At 31.6% G+C, this 17,917-nt stretch carries 16 protein-coding genes; 8 read left to right on the forward strand and 8 right to left on the reverse strand.

Annotated elements, in window-relative coordinates; all coding sequences use genetic code 11:
- Positions 1-138: 138 nt before the first annotated feature.
- Together ACFQ1R_RS14545 and ACFQ1R_RS14550 are read left to right on the forward strand one after the other, a co-directional pair.
- Positions 139-939, forward strand: coding sequence for a TrmH family RNA methyltransferase (locus ACFQ1R_RS14545; RefSeq protein WP_379927005.1), 801 nt, complete (start codon positions 139-141; stop codon positions 937-939).
- 76 nt (positions 940-1,015) lie between these two features.
- Entirely contained in the window at positions 1,016-2,248 is a 1,233-nt protein-coding gene (locus tag ACFQ1R_RS14550; protein WP_379927006.1) for a M48 family metallopeptidase, read from the forward strand.
- Positions 2,249-2,485: 237 nt separating this feature from the next.
- Here ACFQ1R_RS14550 and ACFQ1R_RS14555 read toward each other — a convergent pair whose 3' ends face one another.
- The 3 genes from ACFQ1R_RS14555 to ACFQ1R_RS14565 all read right to left on the reverse strand — a co-directional run bounded on the left by ACFQ1R_RS14555 (position 2,486) and on the right by ACFQ1R_RS14565 (position 6,958).
- Positions 2,486-3,067, reverse strand: coding sequence for a Crp/Fnr family transcriptional regulator (locus ACFQ1R_RS14555; protein ID WP_379927007.1), 582 nt, complete (start codon positions 3,065-3,067; stop codon positions 2,486-2,488).
- 94 nt (positions 3,068-3,161) lie between these two features.
- On the reverse strand, positions 3,162-3,302 hold the full coding sequence (locus tag ACFQ1R_RS14560) for a hypothetical protein (RefSeq protein ID WP_379927008.1): 141 nt from the start codon (positions 3,300-3,302) through the stop codon (positions 3,162-3,164).
- A gap of 218 nt (positions 3,303-3,520) precedes the next feature.
- Positions 3,521-6,958, reverse strand: a complete 3,438-nt coding sequence (locus ACFQ1R_RS14565; protein ID WP_379927009.1) for a methylmalonyl-CoA mutase family protein — start codon at positions 6,956-6,958, stop codon at positions 3,521-3,523.
- 146 nt (positions 6,959-7,104) lie between these two features.
- Here ACFQ1R_RS14565 and purU point away from each other — a divergent pair, with 146 nt between their 5' ends.
- The 5 genes from purU to ACFQ1R_RS14590 all read left to right on the forward strand — a co-directional run bounded on the left by purU (position 7,105) and on the right by ACFQ1R_RS14590 (position 9,651).
- The gene (purU, locus tag ACFQ1R_RS14570) at positions 7,105-7,959 is read left to right on the forward strand and encodes a formyltetrahydrofolate deformylase (protein ID WP_379927010.1); all 855 of its coding nucleotides are present in this window, start codon (positions 7,105-7,107) and stop codon (positions 7,957-7,959) included.
- Between the two features lie 43 nt (positions 7,960-8,002).
- Positions 8,003-8,713 carry a DUF4197 domain-containing protein gene (locus ACFQ1R_RS14575; RefSeq protein WP_379927011.1) on the forward strand — a complete coding sequence of 237 codons (711 nt, stop codon included), beginning with the start codon at positions 8,003-8,005 and terminating at the stop codon, positions 8,711-8,713.
- A gap of 12 nt (positions 8,714-8,725) precedes the next feature.
- Positions 8,726-9,070, forward strand: coding sequence for a hypothetical protein (locus ACFQ1R_RS14580; protein WP_379927012.1), 345 nt, complete (start codon positions 8,726-8,728; stop codon positions 9,068-9,070).
- 177 nt (positions 9,071-9,247) lie between these two features.
- The gene (locus ACFQ1R_RS14585; protein ID WP_379927013.1) at positions 9,248-9,439 is read left to right on the forward strand and encodes a Lacal_2735 family protein; all 192 of its coding nucleotides are present in this window, start codon (positions 9,248-9,250) and stop codon (positions 9,437-9,439) included.
- 74 nt (positions 9,440-9,513) lie between these two features.
- Positions 9,514-9,651, forward strand: a complete 138-nt coding sequence (locus tag ACFQ1R_RS14590) for a hypothetical protein (protein WP_379927014.1) — start codon at positions 9,514-9,516, stop codon at positions 9,649-9,651.
- Between the two features lie 4 nt (positions 9,652-9,655).
- Here ACFQ1R_RS14590 and pyrF read toward each other — a convergent pair whose 3' ends face one another.
- On the reverse strand, positions 9,656-10,471 hold the full coding sequence (pyrF, locus tag ACFQ1R_RS14595) for an orotidine-5'-phosphate decarboxylase (RefSeq protein ID WP_379927015.1): 816 nt from the start codon (positions 10,469-10,471) through the stop codon (positions 9,656-9,658).
- Positions 10,472-10,540: 69 nt separating this feature from the next.
- Positions 10,541-11,617, reverse strand: a complete 1,077-nt coding sequence (gene prfA / locus ACFQ1R_RS14600; RefSeq protein ID WP_379927016.1) for a peptide chain release factor 1 — start codon at positions 11,615-11,617, stop codon at positions 10,541-10,543.
- A 224-nt stretch (positions 11,618-11,841) separates the two neighbouring features.
- Here prfA and ACFQ1R_RS14605 point away from each other — a divergent pair, with 224 nt between their 5' ends.
- A complete protein-coding gene (locus ACFQ1R_RS14605) occupies positions 11,842-12,744 on the forward strand; it encodes a hypothetical protein (protein WP_379927017.1) in 903 nt (300 codons plus the stop codon).
- Between the two features lie 206 nt (positions 12,745-12,950).
- On the opposite strand, the gene ACFQ1R_RS14610 is transcribed toward ACFQ1R_RS14605, so the two are convergent.
- The 3 genes from ACFQ1R_RS14610 to ACFQ1R_RS14620 all read right to left on the reverse strand — a co-directional run bounded on the left by ACFQ1R_RS14610 (position 12,951) and on the right by ACFQ1R_RS14620 (position 17,905).
- Positions 12,951-15,503, reverse strand: coding sequence for an adenosylcobalamin-dependent ribonucleoside-diphosphate reductase (locus tag ACFQ1R_RS14610; RefSeq protein WP_379927018.1), 2,553 nt, complete (start codon positions 15,501-15,503; stop codon positions 12,951-12,953).
- Between the two features lie 185 nt (positions 15,504-15,688).
- On the reverse strand, positions 15,689-16,651 hold the full coding sequence (locus tag ACFQ1R_RS14615) for a DUF3078 domain-containing protein (RefSeq protein WP_379927019.1): 963 nt from the start codon (positions 16,649-16,651) through the stop codon (positions 15,689-15,691).
- 75 nt (positions 16,652-16,726) lie between these two features.
- Positions 16,727-17,905, reverse strand: coding sequence for an AIR synthase related protein (locus tag ACFQ1R_RS14620; protein ID WP_379927020.1), 1,179 nt, complete (start codon positions 17,903-17,905; stop codon positions 16,727-16,729).
- Positions 17,906-17,917 lie beyond the last annotated feature (12 nt).

Consider the following 17,917-nt stretch of genomic DNA (forward strand, 5'->3'; position numbering starts at 1 on the left):
CACTAATCGGTAAAAAATTGCATTTCGTCGATAAAAAAGGTATTTTTAGATACCTTCAAAATAATAAAAACTAATCTTATATAATGATTACAAGTTTCATTTTTATAGTAAATTTGTAATACTAAACATGAACAATAATTGACTACAAAATTAATATCCAGCTTACAAAACCCATTTATTCGACAACTGGTTCAGTTAAAAGATAAGTCGCGCGAACGTAAAAAAACAGGCTTATTTTTAATTGAAGGCGTTCGAGAAATCTCTTTGGCAGTAAAAGGAAATTATGAACTGGAAACCATTTTGTTTTACCCTGAATTATTTACGGAAGAACAACTAAACAGCTTAACTACCAAGCACCTTAACACCATCGAAATTACAAAAGAGATTTACGAAAAATTAGCGTATCGTGATACTACCGAAGGTATTTTGGCAGTTGCAAAAAGCAAACCACATACCATCAATAATTTAAAACTGAGCAAAGAAAATCCTTTAATTTTAGTTGCCGAAGCACCTGAAAAACCAGGTAATATTGGTGCTATTTTACGAACTGCTGATGCAGCTAATGTTGATGCGGTAATAATTGCCAATCCTAAATCTGATTTATATAACCCAAATATTATACGTTCAAGCGTTGGTTGTGTTTTTACAAATAGTATTGCTATGGGTACAACCGCAGAAATTATAACCTTTTTAAAAGCAAAAAACATCAATATTTATTGTGCGGCTTTACAAGCTTCGGTTAATTATCACATGCAAGATTTCACAAAACCAACAGCCATTATTGTTGGAACAGAAGCTACAGGTTTAAGTAACAATTGGTTAGAAAATGCAACGCAAAACATTGTTATTCCTATGCAAGGTGATATTGATTCTATGAATGTATCTGTTGCTGCAGGAATTCTTATTTTTGAAGCTAAAAGACAGCGTAATTTTTTATAAAAATTTCTCAATAAAAACAACAAAATCCAATCAGATACTTTGGAATTTGAAATTTAAAAAATTGTAATTTATTTATATGACATCAACAACATTATTCTACATCATCATTACTATCATCATTCTCAATTTCATTATTGATAAAGTTTTAGATGCATTAAACGCCAACCATTTTAATGATAAACTTCCTGAAGAATTGCAAGATGTTTATGATGAAGCTGAATACAAAAAATCGCAAAACTACAAAGCAACAAACTATAAATTTGGCATTTTAACGTCTACATTTTCTATCATATTAACTATAGGCTTTTTATTGTTTGATGGCTTTGAGTTTGTTGATAATATTGCTAGAAATTACAGTGAAAACCCAATTGTAATTGCTTTAATTTTCTTCGGAATTATAATGATAGGTAGTGATATTTTAACAACGCCGTTTTCTTATTACAGTACATTTGTTATTGAAGAAAAATTTGGTTTCAACAAAACAACACTTAAAACGTTCATATTTGACAAAATAAAAAGTTGGTTGATGATGGCACTTGTTGGTGGTGGTATTTTAGCCTTAATTATATGGTTTTACCAATCTACTGGAAGTAACTTTTGGCTATATACTTGGGGCTTAGTTGCAGTTTTTACCCTGTTTATGAACATGTTTTACTCAAAACTAATAGTACCTTTATTTAACAAACAAACACCTTTAGAAGCTGGAAATTTAAGAGACAACATTTCTGAATATGCTAGCACTGTTGGTTTTAAATTGGATAAAATTTTTGTAATTGATGGCTCCAAACGAAGCACAAAAGCAAACGCTTATTTTTCTGGTTTTGGAAGTGAAAAACGCGTAACACTTTATGATACACTAATTAATGATTTAGAAACTGATGAAATTGTTGCTGTTTTAGCACATGAAGTTGGACATTACAAAAAGAAACATATTATTTTTAATTTGATTGCTTCAATTGTATTAACAGGGTTTACACTTTTTATACTTTCTTTATTTATTTCAAATCCGTTACTATCAAATGCTTTAGGTGTTGAAATTGCTAGTTTTCATATTGGATTAATTGCTTTTGGATTGTTGTATGCTCCTATTTCAGAAATTACGGGCTTAATTATGAATGTGTTTTCAAGAAAATTTGAATACCAAGCAGATGATTATGCAAAAAACACGTTTAAAGCAGAACCTTTAATTGCATCACTTAAAAAACTTTCAAAAAATAGCTTGAGTAATTTAACGCCACATCCTGCATACGTTTTTATGCATTATTCACACCCAACATTATTACAGCGTATTAAAAATTTAAGGAAATAATTGTTTTCAATAAAAACCAACAAAAAAAAACACTCATATTTCTATGGGTGTTTTTTTTAAATTGATTATAGATATAGCAGAACCCATAATCATGTTGATAATTAGCAATTTACATAAAATAAAACTTACAAAAAGTAGTTTTACAATAATTATGCTAAGATAATACTTATAAAAAAATTAAAATTATAAAAACAACTATTGTATTGATATATGTCAATATTTGTTTTTATTTCAAATTTACAATTCCAATCTAGATAAGGTTTCTGGGCGTATACTAAGTAATGAAGCTAAATATTTTTTTGGTAAGCGTTTTACAATTTCTGGATTTGAAATTTTAATAAAATGATCATATCTATCTTTTGCTTTTGGTATTCTTGCCATAAATGCTCGGTATTCTGCATGCAAATAATACTGTTCCATTAAAATTCTGTTTAATGTATTCATATCTTTAAAATTTTGCAAAGCAAAATGCATATCTTCATAACTTATACTTTCAGTGTATGTATCTTCTAAACATTGTATATTTTCTATAGATGTTTCTCTCTTAAAATAGCCAGTTATTGAGGTTACCATTTCATTATCTACACTTACCCATGTGGTTATTTCTTTGTTCTTATAATCAAAATAACCTCGCACCAACCCCTTTCTAACTAAATGGATTCTGTTACAAATTTCCCCACTTTTTACAATAAAATCTCCTTTTTTAAAATGACTAGATACTAGAACATTTGACAAAAATTTGTTTAATGACTTTGATAATGGATAAATAGAATTTAGCAGTACGATACTAAACAGATTATTGTACTTTGTTGTATTCATAATTAATATTAAAGTTTCTAAGCACTCTATTGTTATAAAAAAAACCTCATGATTGTAACACGAGGTTCATATATATTGTTTTAAGGATTAGTATTTAATCTATATTTACATTACTATTAAAATTAACAATAGAACTTTCTATTTCATAATAACGTTCAGATTTTATTATGTTTATTAACCATTCTAAATGATTTTTTGACTGTCTTTTAAAATTGTAATTTAATGCTGTTTTCATAGGTACATGATTTAATTATTTGGGTAAAAGGTGTTTAATTATTAACTTAAACATTGTAAAATTACTTATGAAAATACGCACCTAAAAATTTCATAAAGAATATTAGTTCAAGGGTTTACATATAACTATAAGTTGCTTAAGAATGCAAAAAAAAGCGATGAAATAACTTAATAGAATTGTTATTTCATCGCTTTTTTGATGTTATAAAAAATAAGAAACTACATATTTCTTCTATATTGTCCTCCTACTTCAAACAATGCATTGGTAATTTGCCCTAGTGAACACACTTTGCAAACTTCCATTAAAGCTTCAAAAATATTTTCATTTTGTATGGCTTTCTGTTGAAGGTTTTTTAAAATTTCAAATGTGTCGTTTGCTTTATGAAGATTTTTTAATGTTTTTATTTGAAGTTGTTTCTCTTCTTCGGTAGCACGAATTACTTCTGCAGGTAACACTGTTGGCGAACCTTTACTACTTAAAAATGTGTTTACACCTATTATTGGGAAATCGCCATTATGCTTCAAAGTTTCATAATACAAACTTTCTTCCTGTATCTTACTACGTTGGTACATAGTTTCCATAGCGCCTAAAACACCACCACGTTCGGTAATTCTATCAAATTCTAAAAGCACTGCTTCTTCTACCAAATCGGTTAATTCTTCAATAATAAACGATCCTTGAATTGGGTTTTCATTTTTTGCTAACCCTAATTCTTTATTAATAATAAGCTGAATAGCCATAGCACGACGTACAGATTCTTCAGTTGGGGTTGTAATGGCTTCATCATAAGCATTAGTGTGAAGCGAATTACAATTATCATAAATAGCGTATAAGGCTTGCAGTGTTGTGCGAATATCATTAAAATCAATTTCTTGCGCATGTAAACTTCTACCTGATGTTTGAATGTGGTATTTAAGCATTTGCGCACGTTCATTTGCATGGTATTTATGCTTCATTGCTTTTGCCCAAATTTTTCTGGCTACACGACCAATTACTGCATATTCTGGGTCGATGCCGTTTGAAAAAAAGAAGGACAAATTAGGTCCGAATTTATTAATATCCATACCACGACTTAAATAATATTCCACGTAAGTGAAACCGTTAGATAAGGTCAATGCTAATTGCGTGATTGGATTTGCACCTGCTTCGGCAATATGATACCCAGAAATAGAAACAGAATAAAAATTTCGAACGTTATTAGTAATGAAATACTCTTGAATATCGCCCATTAAGCGCAAAGCAAATTCCGTTGAAAAAATACAGGTATTTTGTGCTTGATCTTCTTTTAAAATATCGGCTTGTACCGTACCACGAACTTGGGCTACGGTTTTAGCTTTAATAGTATTGTAAACGTCTTTTGGTAAAACCTCATCACCTGTAACACCAAGTAACATTAAGCCTAAACCGTTATTTCCTTCTGGTAATTGCCCATTGTATTTCGGGCGTTCCTTATCTTTATATAATGCTGAAATTTTAGCTTCAACATCATTTTCTAAGCCATGTTCTTTAATGTAAATTTCGCATTGTTGGTCTATGGCGGCATTCATAAAAAACCCTAAAAGCATAGGTGCTGGACCATTAATGGTCATACTTACCGAAGTCATTTCATTTGCCAAATTAAACCCTGAATAAAGCTTTTTAGCATCATCTAAACAACAAATACTTACCCCTGCATTTCCTATTTTACCATAAATATCTGGTCGTAAATCTGGATCGTTTCCATACAAAGTAACACTATCAAACGCCGTTGATAATCGTTTAGCTGGCAAACCCATACTTACATAATGAAAACGACGGTTGGTACGCTCTGGCGCACCTTCACCTGCAAACATGCGTGCAGGATCTTCACCTGTTCTTTTAAAAGGATACAAACCTGAAGCAAATGGAAATTCTCCAGGAACGTTTTCTTGTAAAACCCAATTTAAAATATCGCCCCAAGCTTGGTATTTTGGCAATGCTACTTTTGGTATTTGCAAATGTGACAACGATTCTGTGTGTGTTTCAATTTTTAGTTCTTTATCTCGAACTTTAAAACTGTAAATTGGATTTTTGTATTTGTTTACTTTTTCTTCCCAACCTAAAATAGTATCCCAATGGTTTGGATCTAAATTACGTTTAACACGATCAAATTCTTTAAACAATAATGATAGAAGCTGTTGATTTTCTTTATCGGCTAGTTTTAGAATTTCTTCTTGATTTAAGCCTAAGTTATTAAGAAAAGATTGCTTTGTTTCACTCGCAATGACGTTTAAAACAGACTCAATAGTTTTATAAATACCGTAAAGTTTTTGAGCAAACTCAACTTGCTTTTTTGCATTGGAATCATAATTGCGGTTATTTTCGGCAATTTCAGACAAATAACGTGTTCTTGATGGTGGAATTACAAAAATTTTCTCACTCATTTCATTTGAAATAGTGAAGGTAGATTTTAAGTTAGAACCCGCTTTTTCAACCAAAGTATCCATCACAGCTTTGTAAAGCGAGTTCATACCTGGATCATTAAATTGTGAAGCTATGGTGCCAAAAACAGGCAGTTTATCTTGTGGTGTATCCCACAAATTATTGTTGCGCATATACTGTTTTTTCACATCACGCAGGGCATCTAAAGCACCTCGCTTATCAAATTTATTAATGGCTACTAAATCGGCAAAATCGAGCATGTCAATTTTTTCTAATTGTGTAGCTGCACCAAACTCGGGCGTCATTACATATAATGACACATCACTATGTTCTATAATTTCGGTATCACTTTGCCCAATACCAGATGTTTCTAAAATAATTAAATCGTATTCGGAAGCCTTTAACACTTCAATAGCTTCATTTACGTGTTTAGATAAGGCTAAATTAGATTGTCGGGTTGCCAAACTACGCATATAAACACGCGGATTATTAATGGCATTCATACGAATTCTGTCACCTAGCAATGCGCCACCAGTTTTTCGTTTTGATGGATCGACGGAAATAATTCCGACTGTTTTTTCTGGAAAATCAATTAAAAAACGACGCACCAACTCATCAACCAAACTCGATTTTCCGGCACCACCTGTTCCTGTAATTCCTAAAACAATTGTTTTGGACTTTTCATTCTTTGCGTGAATGGCTTCTAATGTATTTTTAGCTATTTCAGGAAAATTTTCAGCAGAGGAAATAACGCGGGCAATATCCTTTGTATTCTTATTTTTAAGCGAATTAACATCAATAGTTAGTTTATTTCCAATGGCAAAATCCGATTGTTCAACCAAATCATTAATCATGCCTTGCAAACCCATGTCTCGTCCATCATCAGGCGAATAAATTCGAGTTATTCCATAAGCCATTAATTCTTTTATTTCTGATGGTAAAATAACGCCACCGCCGCCGCCAAATATTTTAATATGATTTACACCACGTTCCTTCAACAAATCGTACATATATTTAAAATACTCATTATGACCACCTTGATAAGAGGTTAAACAGATAGCGTTCACATCTTCTTGAATGGCAGTATTTACAACCTCTTCAACACTTCTATCATGACCTAAATGAATTACCTCAACGCCAGTAGCTTGAATAATTCGTCGCATAATGTTTATAGACGCATCGTGTCCATCAAAAAGGGATGCTGCCGTTACTATACGTACATTGTGTTTAGGCTTATAGGGTGTAATCTGCATCATTCTAAAATAAAATTATTATATACGGTTCAAATTTACGAAATATTCAAAAAAACAAAGCATTTACAAACGATTATCTAAAATTATAATCTCATCAACATGGTATCTAATTTTTAAGTTAATTTTGAACATCAATTATTTCAATTCGCATGCAAAAGATTACCATATTAATACATTGTAAAGACCGACCAAATATTATAGCTACTGTTACCAATTTTGTTGCTGAAAAACAGGGTAATATTGTTTATATAGACCAACATGTTGATAGGGAACAAAACATCTTTTTTATGCGTTTGGAAAGTGAATTTGTTCATGAAACGTTTTCTGCTGATGCTTTTAGAGATGCTTTTAAAAATACGTTAGCAGATAATTTTGATATGAAATGGCGTATATATTCATCGGCTAGAAAACCGAAAATGGCGTTGTTTATTTCTAAATACGACCATTGTTTGTATGATTTATTAGGACGTTATAATTCTGGAGAACTTAATTTAGAAATTCCTTTCATAATAAGTAATCATCTAGACTTAAAGCCAATTGCTGATAGTTTTAAAATTCCGTTTTTTCACATACCTGTTACTAAAGATACCAAAGAATTGGCTGAACAACAACAATTGGAATTACTAGAAAGCCACAACATCGATTTTATTGTGCTAGCACGATATATGCAAATTATTTCACCAAAATTAATTAGCAAATACCCAAATAAAATAATCAATATTCACCACTCGTTTTTACCTGCATTTGTTGGTGCAAAACCATATCATTCTGCTTTTAAACGTGGTGTAAAAATTATAGGTGCTACAAGCCATTATGTGACCGAAGAGTTAGATGCGGGTCCAATTATAGACCAAGGTGTAGCACGCGTTTCGCACACACATTCTATTGAAGATTTAATTGCTAAAGGTCGCGATTTAGAAAAAATAGTTTTAGCAAATGCCGTTAAGTTACACACCAACCGAAAAGTGATGGTTTACAATAATAAAACCGTTATTTTTTCTTAATTGATTATATTTACAACACTTAAATCCCCAAAATCAAAATACAATGATTCGCAAATTTTTAGTTTTTCTTTTAGTTATCAATCTTACGGCTTGTGCAGAATTGCAACAAGTTGTTAATCAATTACCACAAGGTGGCGGTGGCATTCTTACTAATACCGATATAGCAGCGGGTTTAAGACAAGCTTTAGATTTTGGAATTGAAAAACAAGTTTCTAAACTAACACAAACCGATGGTTTCTACAAAAATGAATTGGTTAAAATTTTATTACCAGAAGAATTACAAAAGGTAGACAAAGGCTTAAGAGATATAGGTTTAAGCAAATTAGCAGACGAAGGCTTAAAAGCACTAAATAGAGCTGCAGAAGATGCTGTAAAAGAAGCTACACCCATTTTTGTTGATGCTGTAAAAGAGATAACATTTGCCGATGCTAAAAACATTTTATTAGGTAACGATAATGCTGCAACACAATATTTGAATAGCAAAACACAAACTGCTTTGTATGCTAAATTTAACCCTGTAATTAAAAATTCATTTAGTAAAGTTGGAGCCGATGAGATTTGGAAAAATCTAATTACCAAATACAACGCCATACCTTTTACTACAGATGTGAACCCAGATTTAACAGATTATGTTACAGGTGAAGCTTTAAAAGGCGTTTACACCATGATAGCTGTTGAAGAAAAAGATATTCGTAATAATTTAGCTTCTAGAACTACCGATTTATTGAAGAAAGTGTTTGCTCTTCAAGATTAATTATATTGAATTTTGGATTTAACAAAAATTAAAAATCTTACTGATGAACAACTCATTTCTCTTTTTAGAAATCCAACTATAACTGAAGAAATTAAAAAAAGAGTTTTAGAAGAAATAAAATTAAGAGAACTTAAAGAATTAAAATCTGTTGTTTCTAAAGACGAAATTGAGTTTTCTAAAAAAGAAATTCTTAAGTTAATATTTTTACCGTTTTCATATAGATTACATAGAAAGAACTTATTTGAAAAATCTTGGTCTGTAAAACGAGACAAACAATTTTGGAATTATATAACTTTGGGAATTGCTCTTTATACTATTCTATTATTTATTGTTTTATTTTTAAAAAATAACATATAATAATCATATTTTAAATTCAACTTTGACCAGATATTTATAAGATTCATTGAAGAAAGTGTTTGCTCTTCAAGATTAAAATCAATTGATTTTCACACTTGTTGAAAAAAATAGTTGAAAATTTTTCACATTTCTGAATAAAAAATGTATATTTAAATACTTGTTATTCAGTTATATACTATGAGTGTAAATGATATCATAAAAAATCGCCAAAACAAACTCAATGAGCGATACAAAGAGCTGATGGAGCAAGCCTACAACTTCCGTCAAACAGATTCTGAACTGAGTGATTTAGCTGAATTTCGCGCCATGCGACTGCTTAACAAATTAAACACGCTTCGTTATTTCTCAAGAAATCAATCAAAAATTTAATTTTTTATTGATTCTTTAACGGTTTCCTTACATCTAAAAAACCCAAACTCACGTACTTTATATAAAAACAAGTTATGAGTACACATTTTTGTAGAGTGGGAAAAATTAAACCCAACCTTAGTAAACTAATTAGCTTAAAAGAGTTTGAAACAATAATTTCAAACTTTGTAGATGACATTACTAAAGTTGATTATCCTAAAAATGTAATTTAAAGCACTATTTAGTTAAAATAGCTTGCATTTCTTGCTGAAGTTCTGTTGCTTTTTGCGCAGCTACTTCTGCAAAATCTTCATTATTTGATGCATAAATAATGCCTCTGGATGAATTTATAAGCAAGCCAACATTATCTGTCATTCCATATTTGCAAACGTCTTGCAAATTGCCACCTTGAGCACCAACACCTGGCACTAATAAAAAACTATTAGGTATTATTTTCCGAATATCGGCTAAATATTCTGCTTTTGTAGCACCTACAACATACATTAAATTTTCAGCGTTTTTCCAAGTTTTAGAGGTTTCTAAAACCTGTTTGTATAGCTCTTTGCCCTCAACGGTTTTTGTTTGAAAATCGAATGCTCCTTGGTTAGACGTTAATGCCAATAAGATGGTATGTTTATTTTCAAAAGCCAAAAAAGGTTCAACCGAATCTTTACCCATGTATGGCGCAACAGTAACCGAATCGAAGGCTAAATCTTCAAAAAAAGCTTTTGCATACATAGTGCTTGTATTACCAATATCACCACGTTTTGCATCGGCAATTGTGAAAATTTCTGGATGGTTTTCGTTTAAATAGTTGATTGTTTTTTCCAACGCTTTCCAACCTTTTAAACCATAAGCTTCATAAAACGCTGTATTGGGTTTATAAGAAACACACAAATGATGTGTTGCATCAATTATAGCTTTATTAAATGCAAAAATTGGGTCTTCCTCTTTTAAAAGATGTTGTGGTATTTTATTTAAATCGACATCCAACCCAATGCATAAAAAGGATTGTTTTTTCTTGATTTCAGTTATTAGTTGGGTTGTTGTCATATTTTACTGTGCCACGAATTCACGAATTTTCAATTGGTTTAATATATAGATTCCTGCTTTCGCAGGAATTTAAATCACATCACTATTAGCTTTCAATTTTTCGGTGTTTTCAGCTAATTGTAATTCGTCAATAATTCTTTGTATATCGCCATTTACTATGTTCGATAAATCGTATAGTGTTAAACCAATTCTGTGGTCGGTTACACGTCCTTGTGGGTAATTATAGGTTCTAATTTTCGCACTTCTATCACCCGACGAAACCATTGAACCACGTTTTGCAGCATCTGCTTCATTTTTCTTAGCCAATTCCATTTCGTATAAACGCGAACGTAATACTCTAAAAGCTTTTTCTTTATTTTTATGCTGGGATTTTTGGTCTTGACATTGTGCTACCAAACCTGTTGGTAAATGTGTTAAACGCACTGCTGAATAGGTTGTATTTACCGATTGCCCACCAGGTCCAGACGAACAGAAAAAGTCTATTCTTACTTCTTTTGGGTTAATTTCCACATCAAACTCTTCAGCTTCAGGAAATACCATTACGGTTGCTGCACTGGTATGTACACGACCTTGTGTTTCGGTTTGTGGAACACGTTGTACACGGTGAACGCCAGCTTCAAACTTTAAAGTTCCATACACATCTTCACCTGTAACTTCAAACTGGATTTCTTTAAAACCACCGTTTGTACCTTCACTAAAATCTACCGTATCAACTTTCCAGCCTTTACTTTCGCAATATTTGGTGTACATTCTAAACAAATCGCCTGCAAAAATACTGGCTTCATCACCGCCTGTACCTGCTCGCAATTCTACTACCGCATTTTTAGTATCTTCTGGATCTTTTGGTATTAAAAGAAATTTAATTTCGTCTTCTAATTTTGGTATGCGTTCTTTGGCTTCTTCATACTGCATTTTAGCCATATCTACCATTTCTGGATCGCCACCTTCTGAGATAATATCTTCAGCTTCTGCTAAATTGTTGGTAACTTCAATATACTCATCGCGTTTACCAATAAGCACTTTAAGGTCTTTATATTCTTTATTTAACGCAATGTAGCGTTTTTGGTCGGTCATAATATCTGGTTGGATAATTAAATCGCTAACCTCATCAAAACGCTGTTTTACTATTTGTAATTTATCTAACATCTGCCTTTTTAAATTGTGGGGCAAAAATACGATAATTTATGAAATTTCAATAGCTGAAAGTTTCCTAATGAGAAGTATGTTGAGAATGTGATTTAAACTAAAATTTAGCGCGTTTTATAAGTTATAAAATTTGACTTTGTAAGAAAAAATAAATAACTTCGTTTGGCTGTTGAAATAAAACATTAAAACTATTTAATATCATTAAAGTTAGCATTAATTAAAAAATGACATACAGAATAAAAGGAAAACTATCTGAATTTTGGAAAAAATTGTCTGAATTTGAGATAAAGGCAGACGATATTATAAAAACTCAAAATATTTCAAAAACAGAATCAGAAAAATGGGTTGACCAAATTATTGCGTTTGTCTCTGAAAAAATTAATCCAATTCCTGAGAGTATAATTGAAAAATTTAAATATTCTCACGATGAACAAGCTGATATGTTTTTTCAAATCGGAGGTTTTACAGATAAAACTGAAGAAGACATTATAAGGCATAGAATAAATCAATTCAAGTTTAAATTGAATGAATTTAGAAAGCTTCGTGATTATTTATCTGTTATAAATAGTCTGCAAGACAACAAAGAAAATGTGCCTATCGAAATAAATTCAATCAAAGAAAAATTGGACTTTATTCTGGAGAAACTCTATATCCTATATGGAGATAATTATTACTCTGTTACTATACTATTAGAAACAAATAACATTGAAACAAGAGAAGATGAACCAATTGAAATTTGTAATAGCTTAGACAAAAAAGGCTATATAATTAGAGAACAAACATACTCAAATAAAGATTCTATTAAATTATCGCTTAAAGGAGCAGAATATGTTGAACGAAAAAAGAGATTAAATAAAAATAAACAGAAAAAGAAAACTAATTTAAAAACGAATGAAAAAATTGACAAAGTTTTAAAAAAATTAGAAGAATTAGGTTTTGGTCAAGAAATTATATTTAACGAAATAGAAGAATTGAGAGGTCTTTCTAAAAAACTGAATAAAAAAACTTGGTCTCAAGTAATAAAAGGAAAAGTAATGGATTTGGCCTTATCAGAACTTATAAGCAAAGATATAGCTACTTTTATTTATGAATCTTTAGTTGATGAAAAAATTAAACTTTTGAAATAATAACTAATGCTAGCACCCGCTTCGCAAAGTCTCCCGACTTAGCGGAATAATATAAAAAGCAATTAAAAGTAGAAATTAAAACTAAAAAATAGAAAGCCGCAAAGTCAGGAGACTTTGCGAAGCTATATTTACTTAGCATAAGCTTAAAACAAAAAAGGAAGCCAACTTAAAAAATCAGCTTCCTTTTTTTAATATTATAAAAATGGTTATCCACATTTAGAAGAACCACAATCTTTACAAGTTAAGCAACCTTCTTGGTATATTAAATTTTCAGATTTACAGTTATCACATTCATAACCTTTGGCTTGTGTACCATCTTCAACATAACGTTTTAGAGCACGACCAACACCGTTTTTCCATGAGTTTATAAACGCACTATCTAGCTGTAAACTATTAATTAAATCTACAACTTTATCAATTGGCATACCATGACGTAGTGTGCTTGATATAAGTTTGGCGTAGTTCCAGAATTCTGGATTAAATTTATGCGATAAACCTTCAATGGTGGTTTTGTAACCTCGCGTGTTTTTATATTGAAAATCGTAACGCGATGTGCCATCTTCATTTCTGTTTTTAATAATTACACCTTCATTAACCCAACGTGGTATTAAAATACCATCTTCATCATCGGCTAATCCTGTAAAAATCTCATAAGGTTTACCATCTATTAAACCTATAAAAGCAATCCACTTTTCTTTGCTGTTTTGAAAACGAACTACATCTGCCTCTAGGGTTTGTGGTCGCTTAATAGGAAATGCCGTTAAACCGTCTTGTTGCTTTTCTTCTTTTTCATCATTGGCAATTAAAACACCTGAACGTGAACCATCACGATATACGGTTACGCCTTTACAACCTACTTCCCAAGCTTTTAAATACAAATCTCCTACCAAATCTTCACTTACATCGTTAGGCAAATTAATAGTTACACTAATAGAGTGATCTACCCATTTTTGAATAGCCCCTTGCATGCTTACTTTGCTCATCCAATCTACATCATTGGATGTTGCTTTGTGGTAAGGCGATTTTTTAATGAGTTTATCAATTTCTTTTTGTGAATAGTTTTTTGTTGTATCAATACCACTTACTTCCATCCATTGTTTAAAACGGTGGTGAAACACTACGTATTCTTCCCAAGAATCACCTACTTCATCAACAAAATCTACACGTGCTTCCTTATCATTTGGGTTTACTTTGCGTCTACGTTTGTAAACTGGTAAAAACACAGGTTCTATACCCGATGTTGTTTGCGTCATTAAACTAGTTGTTCCTGTTGGTGCAATGGTTAATAGGGCAATGTTTCTTCTGCCATATTCCAACATTTCGTAATATAGCTGGCTATCAGCCTCTTTTATACGTTGAATAAACGGATTGTTTTTTTCGCGTTCAGCATCAAAAACTAAAAACGAACCGCGCTCTTTTGCTAAATGTACCGAACCTCTATAAGCTTCAATAGCAATGGTTTTATGCACTTCCAAAGAAAATGCATTACCTGCTTCACTACCATATTTAATACCTAAAGCCGCTAGCATATCGCCTTCGGCAGTAATACCAACACCTGTACGTCTGCCTTCTTCAGCTTTCTGTTTTATGTTAATCCATAAATTGCGCTCGGTTGCTTTTACCTCATCCAATTCTGGATCTTCATTAATTTTAAGAAGAATATTGTCAATTTTTTCTAATTCTAAATCGATGATATTGTCCATAATACGTTGCGCTGCTGCTACATGTTTTTTGAACAATTCGAAATTAAACTTAGCGTTTTCAGTGAATGGATTTTCAACATACGAAAACAAATTGATTGCTAACAAGCGACAAGAATCATAAGGACATAACGGAATTTCACCACATGGATTTGTTGAAACGGTTTTGTAACCTAAATCGGCATAACAATCTGGCACAGACTCATTGATAATTGTATCCCAAAACAAGATACCTGGTTCGGCAGATTTCCAAGCGTTATGAACTATTTTTTTCCACAAGCCGTTTGCATCTATCGTTTTTGAAACTTTTGGGTTACTACTAAAAATTGGATATTTTTGAGTGTATTCGGTTCCATTTTTAACAGCTTTCATAAATTCATCATCAATTCGAACCGACACATTTGCACCTGTAACTTTACCTTGTTCTAATTTCGCATTAATAAAATCTTCAGAATCTGGATGATTGATGGAAACCGATAACATTAATGCACCACGACGACCATCTTGCGCAACTTCTCTGGTAGAATTTGAATATCGCTCCATAAAAGGCACAATACCTGTAGAAGTTAATGCAGAATTTTTAACAGCAGAACCTTTTGGACGAATGTGCGACAAATCGTGACCAACACCTCCACGACGCTTCATTAATTGCACTTGTTCTTGATCAATTTTCATGATGCCACCATACGAATCGGAATCGCCAGCATTTCCTATAACAAAGCAATTTGAAAGCGATGCTATTTGATACGGGTTGCCAATTCCTGCCATTGGACTACCTTGCGGCACAATGTATTTGAAGTCTTTTATTAAATCGAAAATAGTTTCTTCAGAAAGAGGATTTGCATATTTTTTTTCAATCCTTGCTAATTCTTTAGCAATTCTGCGATGCATATCGTTGGGTGTTAGCTCATAAATATTACCTTCAGAATCTTTTAGCGCATACTTATTTAACCAAACACGTGCAGCAAGGTCATCTTGATTAAAATAGTTTAAAGAAGCTTTAAAAGCTTCGTCTTGTGTATAGGTTTTTGGATGTGTTTTGGTAAGTTCAGGATTCATTTGTTATTTTTATTTATGGTAATTGGATTGAAACCATAAAATAACAAAAAAAATAACACTTAAAACATGATAAAAATCATAAAGTTTACACTAAAAACAGGTTAAAAAATTGATTTTCAGTATTTTAAAAATTTATCAACATAAAAAAGTTAACAAATTTATTTAACAACAAGAGAAGTAATTAATTAAAAATCTACAGCAAAACCAATACCTAAAAATTGTTTCCATTGTACTTTTGCACCTGCTTCATCAAACTCGCCATCAATTGTAGTTGATGGTTTTGTTGTTTTCACATCGTCATCATATCTTAAATGAGACCCAAGTGTTGCTTTCACAAAACTATTCACTTTAAAATCAAAATCTAATCTCCAATCAACATCAACATTTCCAAAATTATGTACATAATCTGAATACAAACTAACTTGTTGTTTTACTTTAATATTGGTTGCAACTTCCATTTCGTAAGTGTTGTTTATTAAAATACCTAGTTCTTTTCTAACACGATCTCCAGGTGTTATAATATTTCCTGCATCATCGTAAACTGCTGGCGTTACCCCAAATTTACCTGCATTTGCTAAATCTTCATCCAAAACAAAAGTGGCTTTTAATGTTAACGGTGAGAAATAAAAAGACAGTTTATCTATATTCTTCCCATACTCCATACCGCCACCAAAAAACAAATAACCAGGTGCTAACAGTCTGGAAATAGGCGTACTTTTATCAGGATATTTATAACCATTAGCCATTTGGGTTCTAAAATTAAGTTTTGCAGAATAAAACCAATTGGTAATGCTATCTGGTTTAAAACCTATATCAGAGTTTAATTCAAACAAATCATCGGTTTTTCGCAATTCTCTATCTTGCTGTTTATTAACACCGTAACGAATTAATACATTATTTCGCCATGTAAAATATTTATCGGTATAATTAGCTGAAGATTCCATTCCTAAAAGTCCTGAAATAGAATTACTACCACCTGAATTCCAGTTAACAAAAGCAACTTCGTTTAAATTTACAGAAGCTTTATTTTTTTGAATCCATTCAGGACCATCATATTTTGGTGCTTTTGTTTTTAAAAATAGCGTATCTGGTTGCGCTTGTGTGAATTGAAAAAAGAAACAAACAATTAGTAAAGCAACATACTTCATAATTACGTAAGGTTGGTTTTAATAAATTACATTTTTAATCAACAATCGTTCCATTTAAACGAAAATGATGAAAATTTAATAACTAAACTCTCCAAACTCACTTTTTATTGTAAGCTTTTTAGTTTTTGATGCTTCAACGCGACCTATTATTTTAGCATTTACGTTGAAAGATTGCGATATTTTAATAATGTTTTCTGCTATTTCTGGTGAAACATACAATTCCATTCTATGACCACAATTAAATACTTGATACATTTCTTTCCAATCGGTTTGACTTTGCTCTTGTATTAATTTAAAAAGTGGTGGAATTGGAAACATATTATCTTTTACAATATGAAATTCATCAACAAAATGAAGAATTTTAGTTTGTGCACCACCAGAACAATGAACCATACCATGAATTTGCTCACTTGTATATTCTGATAGTATTTTTTTTATGATTGGTGCATAAGTACGCGTTGGCGACAATACTAATTTACCAGCATCTATTGGAGAATCTTTTACAGCATCGGTTAATTTTACATTTCCAGAATACACTAAATCTTCTGGTACCGACGCATCAAAACTTTCAGGGTATTTATGTGCTAAATAGGTATTAAACACATCGTGACGCGCCGAAGTAAGGCCGTTACTACCCATACCGCCATTATAACTTTTTTCATAAGTAGCTTGACCAAAACTTTCTAAACCTACAATAACATCGCCTACTTTAATATTAGCATTATCAATAACATCGCTACGTTTCATTCGTGCAGTAACTGTAGAATCGACTATAATGGTTCGCACTAAATCGCCCACATCGGCAGTTTCACCACCTGTAGAATGAATGGTTACACCGAAATTTTTTAATTCTGAAATCAATTCTTCAGTTCCATTTATGATAGCTGAAAGCACTTCACCAGGGATTAAATTTTTATTTCGTCCGATAGTTGAAGACAGCATGATATTATTAGTAGCGCCAACACACAACAAATCGTCAATATTCATTATTAAAGCATCTTGCGCTATGCCTTTCCAAACGGAAATATCGCCAGTTTCTTTCCAATACATATAGGCTAGTGACGATTTTGTTCCTGCACCATCGGCATGCATTATTAAGCAGTAATCATCATCATTTGTTAAATAATCTGGAACTATTTTACAAAATGCTTTAGGAAATAATCCTTTATCAATGTTTTTTATAGCGTTGTGTACATCTTCTTTTGATGCTGAAACACCACGTTGCGCATAGCGTTTAGAAACTTCTTGACTCATAGTATTGTATTG

This window comes from Mariniflexile jejuense (assembly GCF_042675665.1).
GTDB classification, from domain to species: Bacteria; Bacteroidota; Bacteroidia; order Flavobacteriales; family Flavobacteriaceae; genus Mariniflexile; species Mariniflexile jejuense.